Annotated in this window: 15 protein-coding genes; 4 read left to right on the forward strand and 11 right to left on the reverse strand. The window is 42.8% G+C overall.

The features are described 5' to 3' along the window. Window positions 1-16: 16 nt before the first annotated feature. The 4 genes from Q0Y52_RS05690 (at window position 17) to Q0Y52_RS05705 (ending at window position 5930) form a co-directional block, all read left to right on the forward strand. Window positions 17-1327, forward strand: coding sequence for a dienelactone hydrolase family protein (locus tag Q0Y52_RS05690; protein WP_297819140.1), 1311 nt, complete (start codon window positions 17-19; stop codon window positions 1325-1327). Window positions 1328-1644: 317 nt separating this feature from the next. Next, window positions 1645-3765 carry an acylase gene (locus Q0Y52_RS05695; RefSeq protein WP_297819143.1) on the forward strand — a complete coding sequence of 707 codons (2121 nt, stop codon included), beginning with the start codon at window positions 1645-1647 and terminating at the stop codon, window positions 3763-3765. Window positions 3766-3866: 101 nt separating this feature from the next. Continuing rightward, window positions 3867-4943 (forward strand): NADH:flavin oxidoreductase, encoded by a 1077-nt coding sequence (locus tag Q0Y52_RS05700; RefSeq protein WP_297819146.1) that lies wholly within the window; start codon window positions 3867-3869, stop codon window positions 4941-4943. 129 nt (window positions 4944-5072) lie between these two features. Then, on the forward strand, window positions 5073-5930 hold the full coding sequence (locus Q0Y52_RS05705; protein ID WP_297819149.1) for an SDR family NAD(P)-dependent oxidoreductase: 858 nt from the start codon (window positions 5073-5075) through the stop codon (window positions 5928-5930). Window positions 5931-6252: 322 nt separating this feature from the next. On the opposite strand, the gene msrA is transcribed toward Q0Y52_RS05705, so the two are convergent. The 11 genes from msrA to Q0Y52_RS05760 all read right to left on the reverse strand — a co-directional run bounded on the left by msrA (window position 6253) and on the right by Q0Y52_RS05760 (window position 15279). Next, window positions 6253-6843: a peptide-methionine (S)-S-oxide reductase MsrA gene (msrA, locus tag Q0Y52_RS05710; RefSeq protein ID WP_297819151.1), complete on the reverse strand. Its 591-nt coding sequence runs from the start codon at window positions 6841-6843 to the stop codon at window positions 6253-6255. 149 nt (window positions 6844-6992) lie between these two features. Continuing rightward, the gene (locus Q0Y52_RS05715) at window positions 6993-7406 is read right to left on the reverse strand and encodes a F0F1 ATP synthase subunit epsilon (RefSeq protein ID WP_297819154.1); all 414 of its coding nucleotides are present in this window, start codon (window positions 7404-7406) and stop codon (window positions 6993-6995) included. Window positions 7407-7536: 130 nt separating this feature from the next. Next, the gene (gene atpD / locus Q0Y52_RS05720) at window positions 7537-8922 is read right to left on the reverse strand and encodes a F0F1 ATP synthase subunit beta (protein ID WP_297819157.1); all 1386 of its coding nucleotides are present in this window, start codon (window positions 8920-8922) and stop codon (window positions 7537-7539) included. Window positions 8923-8953: 31 nt separating this feature from the next. Next, a complete protein-coding gene (gene atpG, locus Q0Y52_RS05725) occupies window positions 8954-9814 on the reverse strand; it encodes a F0F1 ATP synthase subunit gamma (RefSeq protein WP_297819160.1) in 861 nt (286 codons plus the stop codon). Between the two features lie 68 nt (window positions 9815-9882). Continuing rightward, entirely contained in the window at window positions 9883-11424 is a 1542-nt protein-coding gene (gene atpA / locus Q0Y52_RS05730; RefSeq protein WP_297819163.1) for a F0F1 ATP synthase subunit alpha, read from the reverse strand. A gap of 13 nt (window positions 11425-11437) precedes the next feature. Beyond that, window positions 11438-11971 carry a F0F1 ATP synthase subunit delta gene (gene atpH / locus Q0Y52_RS05735; RefSeq protein WP_297819166.1) on the reverse strand — a complete coding sequence of 178 codons (534 nt, stop codon included), beginning with the start codon at window positions 11969-11971 and terminating at the stop codon, window positions 11438-11440. Window positions 11972-11984: 13 nt separating this feature from the next. Next, window positions 11985-12455, reverse strand: a complete 471-nt coding sequence (atpF, locus tag Q0Y52_RS05740; RefSeq protein WP_297819170.1) for a F0F1 ATP synthase subunit B — start codon at window positions 12453-12455, stop codon at window positions 11985-11987. Window positions 12456-12501: 46 nt separating this feature from the next. After that, window positions 12502-12741 carry a F0F1 ATP synthase subunit C gene (atpE, locus tag Q0Y52_RS05745; protein WP_293751471.1) on the reverse strand — a complete coding sequence of 80 codons (240 nt, stop codon included), beginning with the start codon at window positions 12739-12741 and terminating at the stop codon, window positions 12502-12504. A gap of 160 nt (window positions 12742-12901) precedes the next feature. Beyond that, window positions 12902-13705, reverse strand: a complete 804-nt coding sequence (atpB, locus tag Q0Y52_RS05750; protein ID WP_297819175.1) for a F0F1 ATP synthase subunit A — start codon at window positions 13703-13705, stop codon at window positions 12902-12904. A gap of 56 nt (window positions 13706-13761) precedes the next feature. Then, window positions 13762-14151 (reverse strand): ATP synthase subunit I, encoded by a 390-nt coding sequence (locus tag Q0Y52_RS05755; protein ID WP_297819178.1) that lies wholly within the window; start codon window positions 14149-14151, stop codon window positions 13762-13764. Between the two features lie 258 nt (window positions 14152-14409). After that, on the reverse strand, window positions 14410-15279 hold the full coding sequence (locus tag Q0Y52_RS05760; RefSeq protein WP_297819181.1) for a ParB/RepB/Spo0J family partition protein: 870 nt from the start codon (window positions 15277-15279) through the stop codon (window positions 14410-14412). Between the last annotated feature and the right edge of the window lie 45 nt (window positions 15280-15324).

Genomic DNA, 15324 nt, shown 5'->3' on the forward strand with positions numbered 1-15324 from the left:
TAGTAAGAGTCCAATTATGTCTTGTTATGTTGTAAATAGAGCTTTGTTATTAGTTATGTTTAGTGGATTAAGCTTAACAATTTTTGCAGAAAATCGAATCGATACTCAGCGGCCCGATGCACCTGATTTAGCTGCATATGGTGAATATGCTATAGGTGTGAAAACCTTTAAAATTGTTAATCCCAAGCAGATTGATATTGTTAAAATTGACCCAGCTAATTCAACAAACCCACCTAAATATGACCGCCCTTTGACGCTTGAAACTTGGTACCCCGCTATAAAGGACAGCCAAGGCAACACCAGCCTCGACGTGTATTTACGTGATGGAAAAACAATAGTCAGCATACAGGGCAAAGCAATACGCGACGCCAAACCATTCATTAGCAGTCAAAAATATCCTTTGGTATTGATTTCCCACGGTTACCCTGGTAATCGTTTTTTAATGTCTCATTTAGCTGAAAACATCGCTTCAAAAGGTTATGTTGTCGTCTCTATAGATCATACCGACTCTACCTATCGAACCCAAGCCGCCTTCGGTTCGACTTTGATCAATCGGCCACTCGATCAACTTTTCACACTTGATCAAATAGAACGTATGTCAAAAGACAGTTCTTCGTTTTTGTTTGACTTAGTCAACACCCAAAATACTGCTTTGATTGGTTACTCTATGGGTGGCTACGGTGCTGTCATTGCAGCGGGTGGGGGTGTTACACAGCAAGCGGTAGATTACCCATGGGGGCTTCCACAGGACGCATTAGCCATACATCAAAACCGTCAATATCTTGACCCAAGACTTAAAACCGTCATCGCCTTTGCACCTTGGGGCATGAATTATGGCATATGGGACTCAACAACACTAAAAGATGTAAAGGTACCCATGTTTTTTATAGCAGGTTCAGTTGATGATGTATCAGGCTACAAAGAAGGAGTACGTGCTATTTGGCAGGGTACAACAATGGTAGACCGAGCATTATTAACCTTTGAGAATGCTAATCATGGTGTTGGAGCGCCCATGCCTGCTCCTAAGGAGTCTTATGTCTATGATGAAACACTTGGTTTCAATATTAGTGAACATTACACAGATGCCGTTTGGGATACTGTTCGCATGAACAACATATCTCAGCACTTTGTAACAGCATGGTTAGAAAAACACTTAAAAGACAATACCAAGATGAACGCTTACCTCAACCTAAAAGCCAATTCAAATGATGGTGTTTGGAGCATGGATGATAACAACCAACCTAAACAAGAACATACGCATTGGGCTGGCTTTAAAAATCGTACCGCTAAAGGCTTAAGATTTGAGACCTTAGTCAAGGGAGATTAATAAGACTCCTTAGATTTTAACTGTCCTAGAATCAAGCTAACATTCTAGGGTTTCAAGAAACTAATTTGACATGCTGGTAGGTTCGAATTACGGACATACTATTGAATCAATCGCAATTTGTAAGAGATCGCTTTTACCACACTTTGGACTGACTATTCATTATCATCTAATTTGGATCTACTACCTTTTATTGAAACCATACAAGGGTCCTATACGGGCCAAAAAAAAACACGCACAATGACACAACAGATCACCCTTCGGAGTGACAACGTATACAAACAGATATAATAAAAAATAATAAGAGGGTACTACCCAAAATGTCACTTTTTCCTACACTAATTAGCGCAGCATTAGTTGCTGCCTCAGTGCTGCTAGCTACAAGCTGTTCTGAGAAAATTTCAGTCACCGAATATCAAAGCCTTGGCGAAAAATACAAGGTCGTCATTGAACGGGATATCCGCGGTGTGCCCCATGTCATTGGAGAGCGCGATGTGGATGCCGCCTTTGGTTTTGCCTATGCTCAGGCCGAGGACAATTGGGAGTTGGTCTACGACACCATAGACTTTTATCGCGGTAGTGCAGCCAAGACACAGGGGCCCGATTCGGCGGTCACCGATTTCTTGGTTAAGTGGCTGGGTATTTGGGACGATATTGATACCCATTACGAGACCGAGTTATCCCCTGAGATCCGCGCTTATATCGAGGCCTATGCCGATGGCTTAAATTACTATGCCGCATTGAATCCAGAGCGGGCAGTTGCCGAGCTGCCGATTACCGGCAAAGATATTATCGCCGGCTATATGTTTCGTCATATACTTTTTTATGGTTTTGATGGCGTCTTAAAAGAAGTTATGAGCAGTGCTCGCCGACAACCCATCAGCACCGACAATGGGGTCACATACGACAATTTACCCATAGGCTCTAATGCCTCGGCCATCTCCCCGGCAAATAGTACTGATGGCGCGACACGTTTAGCCATAAATTCCCATCAGCCAGCAACCGGCCCTGTAGCTTGGTATGAGGCGCATATTCAAAGTGGCGAAGGTTTAAATGCTATGGGCGGTCTATTTCCAGGCAGTGCTACAATAGGGGTTGGTTTTAACGAAAATATTGCCTGGGGCGCGACGGTTAACAAACCAGATCTCGTGGATGTCTATGTGCTGGATATTGATCCTGAAGATCCATTGCGCTATCGGATGGATGGCGAATGGCAAGACCTTGAGGCTACCGTATTGGAGATTGAGGTTAAGTTATTTGGTTTCTTGCCTTGGACGGCCAATGAGTTGGGTCTACGTTCTGCACATGGTCCGGTGCTGCAAACCGATCACGGCACCTACGCCATTCGCTATGCTGGCATGGGTAAGATGCGTCAAGTAGAGCAGTGGCTGGCCATGAACAAGGCGCAAAACCTCGAGCAGTGGCGCGATGCCCTACGTATTCACAGCTTCGCCAGCTTTAACTTTGTCTACGCAGACAGCGATAGCAATATTATGTTTGTGCACAATTCCCTAACGCCAGTGCGGGTTGGTGGTTACGACTGGACACAGTATTTGCCCGGTGACGACAGCAGCCTGATCTGGCAGGACTACATGCCCTTCGACAAACTTCCTCAGGTAATCAACCCCGAGTCAGGTTGGATTCACAGCGCCAATCAGAGTCCATTCTTTATTACCGAACAAGGAAGTAACCCCAAATCATCGGACTATCGCAGGGAAGATGGCTTTCCTACGCGCATGACAAATCGCGCAGTGCGCGGCCTAGAGATGTTTACCGAACTCAGCCCAATCTCTGAGCAAGAGTTCTCGCAGATTAAGCACGACAAAAAGTACAGTCCGAACTCCCGCGCAGTGAAATTTCTTAAGGGGGCAATCGATCTTTCGCTGACTGAGACTGGCAATGAATTCTATCTCGAAGCCCAAACTGTTATTCGTGACTGGGATCTCTCCACTGACGTTGAAAACCGTGGTGCCGCCCTGTCAACCTGTGTGATCGGTGCCGAATGGTTAGCCGAACAAAAGGGCGAGCCGACACCAGATGTTGCCGACGTCTTTTATCTCTGTGCCGACAGAGTGCTCGCAGCCACAGGTCGTATAGATCCACTCTGGGGTGATGTTAACCGCCATGTGCGCGGCGACATCAACCTGCCAGTAGGCGGTGGGCCAGATACCTTGCGGGCTATTTATGCTCTTGGTATGGAGGAAGATGGTTATCAAACCAATATAGCTGGCGACGGTCTCTATTATTTTGTCTCCTGGGACGCTCAAGGGTTGCAAAAAATTCGTGGCGTTCATCAATTTGGCGCGGCAACACTGGATACAGAGTCACCCCATTACGCAGATCAGGCCGAAGACTATGTAGGAGAAATTTTGCATGACCCGTTATTTGATTCTGAATTACGCAAGGATAATATTTCTCGGCGCTATCGACCTGGCGAATAAATAGAGGTATAAATAACAAACTCGTTCGAGTCAGTACTGAGCGGTTAACTTAAACCATAATAAACAGCATTTACAACAGCATTCGCGATAAGAAGAACTCTATGACCAACCTTTTCCAGCCACTCACACTGAGCTCTGGCACAACGCTTAAAAATCGCTTTATTCTGGCGCCCCTCACCAACTCCCAAAGTCATGTGGACGGCACTCTGTCTGAGGATGAATATCACTGGCTAACAAAACGCGCTCAGGGTGGCTTTGCTCTGACCATGACCTGTGCCGCACACGTTCAGGCTGTGGGGCAAGGTTTTCCCGGACAGCTGGGAGTTTTTTCCGACCATCATCTCGAGGGCCTAACCCGCCTTGCAGATGGCATTAAACAGCATGGCAGTGTCTCCATGGTGCAACTTCATCATGCCGGGATGCGTTCGCCCGCCGAATTGATTGGCGAGCCACCGCTGTGCCCATCGGACAACGAAGAGACTGGCGCCCGCGCCATGACCACTGAAGAAGTCGAACAACTAGGAGAAGACTTTGTTTCTGCCGCAGTGCGCGCTGAAAAAGCTGGTTTTGAGGGCGTCGAAATACACGGTGCCCACGGTTATATACTGGCGCAATTTTTAAGCGGGAAGATTAATCAGCGCCAGGATCAGTACGGTGGTAGCTTGGAAAATCGTGGGCGGCTTATTCGCGACATTATCGACGGCGTCCGTGCCCGCTGCAGCAAAGATTTTATTTTAGGGCTGCGCCTATCACCTGAACGTTTTGATGTAGAGCTCGGCGATATGCTTGCCTTTACTCAGACTATTCTCAGTGATGGCAAAATCGACTTTCTTGATTTGTCCCTCTGGGACGTTTTCAAAGAGCCCCAACAAGAAGAGTTTAAGGGACGTACACTGCTGTCTTATTTCACCGACCTTGATCGCGGTAATGTTGCCCTAGGCATAGCGGGAAAATTGCGGACACCAGAAGAAATACGTCAGGCTATGGAAGCCAATATCGATTTTATACTGCTTGGTCGCGCCGCTATTTTGCACCACGACTACCCACTGCAGATGCAAGCTGATCATGATTTTCAGCCAGTGACTAATCCGGTTTCGCCAGAGCATTTACGCAACGAAGGGCTAGGCGAAGTCTTTGTTGATTACATGAGAACCTGGAAGGGTTTTGTCGTCGAGTGACAGAATATACAAATCATTACATGCAAATGAATTTGCTGGATTAAGAATCGCTTGCTTCAATCTCCATGCAGGTATCAATCGGCTTCAAGGGTTGTTTGATTTGGACTGCTACTTTAAGGAATTTACGTTATGAAATATGTTGTTGTTACAGGTGCATCCTCTGGCATTGGCCGAGGGAGTGTTAAAGTGCTTATTCAAAAAGGGTTTCATGTTTTTGGCTCTGTGCGTAAGCAAGCTGATGCTGATAGTTTGATTGAGGAGTTTGCTGATAAGGTGACACCTCTAATTTTTGATGCAACAGATGTTACGGCGGTTAAAGAGGCTGTCGTTAAGGTCAAAAGCATAGTGGGTGACACAACGTTATCGGGTCTAGTTAATAATGCTGGTGTTGCCGTTACTGGGCCACTGATGCATATTCCTATTAATGAATTTCGCTATCAATTGGAAATTAACACTATTGGGCCGATGATTGCGATTCAGGCGTTTTTGCCATTGTTAGGTGCGGTGAACCCACCGGTAGAAAATCCAGGTCGAATTATTAATATTACTTCTATGGCTGGTGTACGAGCGGCCCCTTTTTTCGGTCCCTATTCAGCTTCAAAACATGCATTAGAAGCAATCTCAGGTTCATTAAGACAAGAGTTACTACTATACGGTGTGGATGTTATCATTATCGGACCTGGCGCAGTGGCTACGCCTATATGGAACAAGGCTAAACTAGTAGATAACAGTCAATATGATAATACAGACTATAAACAATCATATAAAAAGATGAATGATTTTATGAGCGCTATGGGTCCAAAAGGCGTGTCTGTTGATAAAGTTGGAGAATTGGTGCATCACACTATTACCACAGCTAAACCTAAGGTGCGTTATGCTATCGCTCCAAATATGTTAACAGATTGGCACATTCCACAAAATTTACCTAAACGCATTTTAGATAACATTATTGCTAACAAGATAGGCCTAAAGAAAATAGAAAAGTAACCTAAGAACAATTTTCATTAAGCAGAGCTCGTTTTTTGTTAACCTCATCCCTTATTCTACCGTCCAATATCCGCGGTAGTGGCATGTGGTTTTACAAACCTGATGTAGCGCGGCTGATGCTTATTTTTCAGCTTTTTTTTATGAAATAAGTCTCTTTCACCGGCACGAAGGTGTAATCCTGCTTGAGGTGCTACTCCATCAGTTCATGTTGCACCCTTAGCCAGTGAAAGTGCAGATACTAAATGACTGAATTTGGTACTTTACAGCTTATCAGATTGACTCTTATTCTAAAGCCCCCTAACGTCAAAATAAAACCACTTAATCAGTATGTTGTTTTATCAGCCCAAATCTCTTTTAGGCGCTGGTCACGGCCACAATTCCACCGGTACAACTTATATCTAACTGCATTATTTTTGTAATAATCTTGGTGATAACTTTCATTCCCTTTTATGGGATAAAAAGTGGTTGTGGGTAGGATAGGGGTCACTACTTTTTGATTAGGAAATTGCGTGATAACGTTTTGTCTTGATAATTCGGCCAGTTTACGTTCTTTTTCATCGGCCACAAAAATAGCGCTCAAATAACTAAACCCTTTATCACAGAATTGTCCTGTGTCATCAAAGGGGTCGATGTTTACCCAAAAATGTTCAAGTAAACCTTGGTACGTCACTTTTTTGGGATCGTAAGTGATTTCAACCGCTTCATAATGACCAGTGTGATTACCACCATAAGTTGGATTTTCTAACGTACCTCCAGTAAAGCCAGAGATAACCTCAGACACCCCTTCAAGTTTTTCAAAGTCTGACTCCATACACCAAAAACATCCTCCAGCAAAAATAGCTTTGTCTGCGGTTGCTGTGGGAGCATATAGGGCAAAAACAGCGATTAACGCTAGTAATATTTGTAGTTTCATGACATTTCCTTAACGACTAGACATGTTTAAATAATATAAAAGTTCATATAAAGACCAATATTTTGCTATAAAATTTCAACTATGTATAAAAACAAAAAACCCAGCGTGATATTTAACCAAGCTGGGATTTTTAAGTATTACAAATCAGATTACTTACGCAGTTTTCGGATCAACCTCAACTGTGCAATAGCCTCGGCTAACTCGACAGCGGCCTCTGCATATTCAAAATCAGCGGTCGGGTTGGCGATATGCTCTTCTGCACGTTTTTGTGCATCAAGTGCCGCTTGTTCGTCTAGGTCCTCTGCACGAATAGCGGTATCAGCCAATACAGTCACTGAGCCCGGCTGTATCTCTAGCACGCCACCGTTGATGTAGATATTTTCTTCGTCACCAAATTGCTTAACCAGACGTACCATTCCAGGTAATAGAGTAGTTAATAAAGGTGCATGACCAGGATGGATACCTAGCTCACCTTCACTACCTGTAATCTGAATAGCTTCGACCAAACCAGAAAAAATACTGGTTTCAGCGCTTACTACGTCTAGATGTACGGTCATTGCCATAAAAATCTCCTAAATAGGATCCTTAAAACATCTCTTTGGGTTCGTTTAACTTGGAGTCTAGGAGGAAGTGCACAATGTATAAGTATACCTGAGCACTTCCGACAACGAATCCGCGCTAAATGAGCCAAAATTACATGTTTTTAGCTTTTTCGCTTGCTTCTTCGATAGAACCAACCATGTAGAAAGCTTGCTCTGGAAGGTGATCAAACTCACCGTTCAAGATGCCACTAAAACCACTGATAGTGTCTTTCAATGAAACATATTTACCAGGTGAACCAGTAAATACTTCGGCTACGAAGAAAGGTTGTGACAAGAAACGCTGAATTTTACGAGCTCGTGATACAGAAAGCTTATCTTCTTCAGAGAGTTCATCCATACCTAAGATAGCGATGATATCTTTCAATTCTTTGTAACGTTGCAATACTGATTGCACACCACGTGCAGTGTCGTAATGTTCTTGACCAATAACCAGAGGGTCAAGTTGACGTGAAGTAGAATCAAGCGGGTCAACCGCTGGGTAAATACCCAAAGACGCGATATCACGTGACAATACAACTGTTGCATCTAAGTGAGCAAAGGTGGTTGCAGGTGAGGGATCGGTCAAATCATCCGCAGGTACGTATACCGCTTGGATTGAGGTAATTGAACCTGTCTTAGTTGATGCGATACGTTCTTGCAGCACACCCATCTCTTCAGCTAGGGTAGGCTGATAACCTACGGCTGATGGCATACGACCTAGTAGAGCAGATACTTCTGTACCAGCTAGAGTATAACGGTAGATGTTATCTACGAAGAACAATACGTCACGACCTTCATCACGGAATTTTTCCGCCATGGTCAAACCTGTCAAGGCAACACGTAAACGGTTTCCAGGAGGCTCATTCATTTGGCCGTATACTAGCGATACTTTGTCTAGTACGTTTGATTCGCTCATTTCGTGATAAAAATCGTTACCTTCACGAGTACGCTCACCTACACCAGCAAATACTGAGTAGCCGCTGTGCTCGATAGCGATGTTACGAATGAGTTCCATCATGTTAACAGTTTTACCAACACCGGCACCACCGAACAATCCAACTTTACCACCTTTAGCGAAAGGACAAACCAAGTCAATAACTTTGATGCCTGTTTCTAGTAGTTCAACTGAACTTGACTGTTCTTCATAAGTAGGCGCTTCGCGGTGAATAGACATACGCTCTTCTTCACCGATAGGACCTGCTTCGTCAATTGGGTTACCCAAAACATCCATGATACGGCCTAATGTAGCTGTACCAACTGGGACCTGAATTGCAGCACCGCTGTTTTCAACAGACAGGCCACGACGTAAACCGTCTGTAGAGCCCATTGCGATGGTACGGACTACGCCACCACCTAATTGCTGTTGTACTTCCAGGGTCAAACCTTGCAAATCACCTTCGGTAACTCGCAATGCGTCATATATTTTTGGAACCGAATCTTGTGGAAATTCAATATCCACTACGGCGCCAATTATTTGGACGACCTTACCATGACTCATGTTAATTCCTCTTAAATTCTAAAACCATTGCCTAGACCGCTGCAGCGCCGCTTACAATCTCACTAATTTCTTGTGTGATTGCTGCTTGACGTGCTTTGTTATATATCAACTGCAAGTCATCTATGATGTCACCCGCGTTATCGGTAGCCGCTTTCATGGCCACCATACGAGCTGCTTGCTCAGACGCGCCGTTTTCGACTACGCCTTGATATACTTGAGACTCAATAAAACGGACCAGTAACATATCTAAGATAGGTTTAGGATCAGGTTCGTATATGTAGTCCCAACGGTGTTGTAATTCTTTTTCGTCAGATTTAGGCAAAGGCAACAATTGATCGATCTGCGGCTCTTGCGCCATGGTATTTACAAACTTATTAAATACCAAATATAAACGGTCTATTTTACCGTCATTAAATGCATCCAACATGATACGGACCAAGCCAATGATTTCATTGACAGTTGGCGCATCACCTAAACCCGATTCAGCAGCTAAAACACTGCCACCAAAACGGTTGAAGAATGCAACAGACTTAGCACCTAGTGCAGCAAAATCGACTTGAACATCTTGCTCTTGCCATTTTTTCGCATCTTTCACGACCATTTTGAATTCGTTGGAGTTTAAGCCCCCACATAATCCACGGTCAGTAGAAATCACGATATAACCAACGCGTTTTATTTCGCGGTCTTCCAAATATGGATGGCGATATTCAAGGTTAGCGTTTGCTAGGTGACCGATTACGCTTCGAATACTCTCAGCATATGGACGGCTTTTGGCCATACGATCTTGCGCCTTTTTCATTTTAGACGCTGCAACCATTTCCATAGCACTGGTGATCTTCTGCGTATTTTTAATACTGCCGATCTTACCTTTTATCTCTTTACCGCTAGCCATAAACTCTATCTCCGATTATTCAACATAATGACCGCTATCTCTCTTTAAAAAAACAGCGGTCTAATTGACTACCACGTTTGTGTCGCTTTAAATTTCTCTAAAGCTTCATTAAGGGTGGCTTCAATTTCTTTGTCGAAATTACCTGTAGTGTTAATAGTGTTCATCAGCTCGCTATATGCACTGTTCATGAAAGAGTGTAAAGACGCTTCAAAATCTAGAATTTTATCTAGCTCAACGCCTTGTAAATGTCCTTTCTCAACAGCAAATAATGAAACACCCATATCTGCAACTGAAAGCGGTGCATATTGGTTTTGCTTCATTAATTCCATTACACGCTCACCATGCTCAAGTTGAGCACGTGTCGCGTCATCAAGGTCAGATGCAAACTGCGAGAACGCCGCTAATTCACGATACTGAGCTAGGGCTAAACGGATACCGCCACCTAACTTCTTGATGATTTTAGTTTGCGCAGCACCACCAACACGAGATACCGAAATACCAGCGTTAACCGCTGGACGGATACCGGCGTTGAACAAATCTGTTTCTAGGAATATTTGACCATCGGTAATCGAAATTACGTTAGTAGGTACGAAAGCTGATACATCACCTGCTTGAGTCTCGATAATAGGTAAGGCAGTCAAAGAACCTGTTTTACCTGTTACTTCACCATTAGTGAAACGCTCAACATATTTATCATTTACACGTGCAGCACGTTCTAGAAGACGTGAGTGAAGATAGAAAACATCTCCAGGATACGCTTCACGACCTGGAGGACGACGTAACAATAGTGAAATTTGACGATAAGCAACGGCTTGTTTAGACAAGTCATCATATACGATCAAAGCATCTTCACCGCGGTCACGGAAATACTCACCCATGGTACAACCAGAGTAAGGTGCCAAGTATTGTAGTGCTGCTGATTCTGATGCAGACGCTGCGACAACAATGGTGTGGCCCATAGCGCCGTGCTCTTCTAATTTGCGTACAACGTTAGCAATAGTTGAGGCCTTTTGGCCAATCGCCACGTATACACATTTAACACCAGAATCTTTTTGATTGATGATGGCATCAATCGCTAAAGCAGTTTTACCGGTTTGACGGTCACCGATAACCAATTCACGTTGACCACGACCTACTGGGATCATGGCATCAACTGATTTATAACCAGTTTGAATAGGTTGGTCGACAGATTGACGTTCAATTACACCCGGTGCTATTTTTTCTATGGGTTCAAAACCGTCAGCATCGATAGCGCCTTTGCCATCGATAGGTGCACCTAGTGTGTTTACAACACGACCTAGTAGGTTACGACCTACTGGTACTTCTAAGATACGACCTGAAGATTTTACTTTTACACCTTCTTGTAAGTCAGCGTAAGGACCCATTACTACCGCACCTACAGAGTCGCGCTCTAGGTTTAATGCGATAGCGTAACGACTACCAGGAAGCTCAATCATTTCGCCTTGCATTACATCTGCAAGGCCATGGATTCGGATAATACCATCGGTTACACCAACAATAGTTCCTTCATTACGAGCTTCACTGACTACTTCGAACTTCTCAATACGTTGTTTGATTAGTTCGGCAATTTCAGTGGAATTCAGTTGCATGCTCTTTTCCCCGTTATGCTTGTAACGCGTCTGAAAGACGGTTTAATTTACTACGAAGTGAACCATCAATTACTGTGTCGCCGGCTTTAATAAGCACACCAGCAACCAGTTCAGGATCCACGCTACAATTCAGCTTAACTTTTCTTGCCAGACGTTTTGCAAGAGACTTACCGATTTCTGTTTGCTGTTTTTTATTAAGTTTGACTGCTGAAGTAATATCAACGTCAATCTCTTTATCAAACTCAGCTTTAAGCAGATTAAACAATACAGAAATATCAGGTAACGCTTGTAGACGTCTATTTTCAGCCAAAACCTTTACTAGGTTTTGACCCTGTTGGTCGAGTTGTTCGCCGCACACGCCATTAAAAATTTCAGCTAGCTTTTCTGCTGCTATCGAACCAGTTAATAAAGACTTAACTGTCTCATTTTTCGAAACTTCGGCAGTAAACACTAGCATTTCTTGCCACTGTGCAACGGTTTTACTCTCGACCGCGTAATCGAACGCAGCTTGGGCGTAAGGGCGAGCGATAGTTGTCCATTCAGACATGGCTCATTCTCCCTTATAGCTCAGCGACAAGTTTTGCAACTATGTCACTTTGTGCCGCAGCATCAATTTCACGTTCAAGGATCTTTTCAGCACCGGCAACAGCTAAAGCAGCTACTTGTTTACGTAACTCTTCTTTTGTGCGGTTTCTTTCTGCTTCGATCTCTGAGAATCCCTGAGCAATGATTTTTTCACGCTCAGAATGACCACGTTGCGTTTCTTCGTCAACAATTACTGACCCACGCTTTTTGGCTTGCTCGATGATATCTGCTGCTTGAGCTTTCGCTTCTTTAAGCTGATCAGTGGCTTTCACTTGTGCTAGCTCGAGGTCTTTTTCACCCCGTTCAGACGCAGCTAAGCCATCAGCAATTTTTTGTTGGCGTTCTTCAATAGCACCGATAATAGGCGGCCATACAAACTTCATGCAAAACCACACAAAGAATATAAATGCTATTAGTTCACCAAGTAGAGTGGCATTGATGTTCAAGACCGCTACTCCTCTTTAATAGTTCGTTAAAAGAAATGGATAACTACTATTGAGCACCAAGTACGAACAACATATAAAGAGCGATCGCAACACCGATCATCGCGATTGCATCAATAAGTCCTGCTACGATGAACATTTTGACTTGAAGAGTGGCTGCAAGCTCAGGTTGGCGCGCTGCCGACTCAAGAAATTTACCACCTAAAAGACCGAAACCAATCGCTGGTCCCAATGCACATAGACCAATCAAAATACCAACTGCGATATATAGATTACCTAAGATTTCCATAGATTTTCACCTTTGTGTTTAAGTTAAAATTAAAAAAAATTGTTAAAAATTATATTTTTAAGGCTTCCTGCCTTCCCTTTACGGGACAGCGTTATGCTGTGTAATTCTTTCCAGAATAATTAGTACTCCGAGCCAGCTGTTCTAAATTTTTCCAGAAAATTTAGTGTTCTTCACTCGCTAAGCTTAAGTATACGATGGTTAACATCATGAAAATGAAAGCTTGTAGTGGAATAATTAATAAATGGAATGCAGCCCAGATAAAGTGTATTGGCAATTGCCATAATCCCATAGTGCCCGCAATCAGAATAAAGATAAGTTCGCCAGCATATAAGTTACCAAATAAACGTAAAGACAATGATAATGGCTTAGCAAATAGCGCAACTACTTCAAGAAGAAAGTTGAACCAATATAACCATGGTGTATTAAACGGATGAGCATATAACTCTTTCAAAAATCCACCTACGCCTTTTATCTTAATTGAATAGAAAATCATTAAGATAAACACGCCGATAGACAAAGCGAAAGTCATATTCACATCAGTCGTAGGTACCACTTTCATATATACGTCATGTGGATCAACACCAAAGCCGTAATAACCAATCTGGCCTGCTAACCAAGGAAGGAAATCCACTGGTATAAGGTCCATTAAGTTCATTAACAATACCCACACAAATATGGTTAAAGCTAATGGTGCAATTAGCTTGCTTTTACCATGATAAGTGCTTTTTACTGTGTCGTCGACAAATCCTACTATCAATTCAACACAAGCTTGCCACTTTCCAGGTACGCCCGTTGTTGCTTTTTTTGCAGCTGAACGAAAGCTTAAAATAAATACAAAGCCCAACACAATCGACCAAGCTAATGTATCAATATGGAAAGTCCAAAAACCTTCACCTACTGTTGCATTAGTTAAGTGGTGCTGAATGTAACTGCTAATGGTTTGTTCGCCACCAGTATCTGCCATTTTATCATCCACAATTTTAAAGTTAAAAATCTGTATTCAGTCTCGTTTTCGAATTATTAACGATCAACGCGACTAATAAATATAATAATGGGCCATTGCACCATCAACGTTACGACATAGCTGACTATCAGCGGTATGGGTTGTAAATTTGGCCATTTGTAGACCATAACAAACAATACAATCGTAAAAATAAACTTAAGCTTGCTTCCCTTGTTAAAACTCCGTACTACTAGCTTATTTTGACTAGCACCGGCATATCTAAACGCTAAGAAGGCAAATACCACTCCCGGAATCACACAAACCAAACCACCATAAAGTGCTGATATACCAGAATATTTATCTAAATAAAGGAAAAACATACAGGCTAAAGTCATGGCAATTAGGCTTTGATAAAAAAGCACTTTTCTGGCCAACTGTCTGCCTTCTTGGGCCAAGTTAGTTACCAATTGAACCCTCGATGCGTTTAAACCCCAACAAAAAGCGCCAAAAGTATACTTTACTGGTAAAAATTTACAACACTAAAGTCCAGTTTGGTGCACAAAAGCACTAATATGGATATTCCCACAAAGCCTTTGTTATTGAAGGGGTAAAGGTTTTCAGTGTTTTAGATCCTGACCTGTTGCACCTCCTACAACTTACTGAGTAAAAAGCACAAGATAGGAAGATGTTCTGTTAAATATTTTGCTGTCTTGTTAAAGATTAACCTACTTAATATGGTCTAAAATACCGTCTAACTGATCTAGACTGGAAAAATTAATGACTACCTTGCCCTTTCCTTTAGCGTTATGAGCAATACTGACCGGTGCTCCAAGATTTTCGGATAACTCTGTCTGCAAGCGTTGTACGTCTGGATCTTCTTTAACGGCTACTTTATCTATTGCAGGCTCCAACAATCGTCGAACTAAGTTTTCTGTGTCCCGAACCGTTAATCCTTTTCCTGAAACGATTTGTGCAGCTTCGTTTTGGGCATCACCTTGAAGCGCTAATAAGGCTCTTGCATGTCCCATTTCAATATCGCCATATTCTAATAATAATTTCACATCGTCATTCAAACTATTTAAACGTAATAAGTTAGTCACTGTTGTTCTAGGTTTACCTACAGCAGTTGCTACTTCTTGATGGGTAAGCTCAAACTCAACCATTAAGCGCTCAAGAGCTTGTGCTTCTTCCATAGAGTTAAGATCTTCACGTTGAATATTTTCTATCAGAGCTATAGCAACAGCTGATTCGTCCGGTACGTTTTTAATTAAACAGGGAATAACATCTATTTGTGCTATTTGCGCAGCGCGCCAACGTCTTTCTCCAGCAATAATTTCATATTTATCTTTGGAAATATGACGTACCACTATGGGCTGTATTATTCCTTGTGAACGAATAGATGAGGCTAAGTCTTCGAGGGCTTCTGATGACATATCTTTTCGCGGCTGATATTTACCAGGTTGTAAAAATTCTACAGGAATTTTCTGCAATTCAGTTTGTTCGTCAGGTAACTCTGAATCGCTACTTCTGCCTGCTTGACTAGTGGCTAATAATGCATCCAGTCCTCTACCCAAACCTCTTTTTTTCGCCGACATGTTGTCCTCTGTATGTATGTTTCTTTTATCTTATTATTAACATTA

Source organism: uncultured Paraglaciecola sp., assembly GCF_943787955.1.
GTDB lineage: Bacteria > Pseudomonadota > Gammaproteobacteria > Enterobacterales > Alteromonadaceae > Paraglaciecola.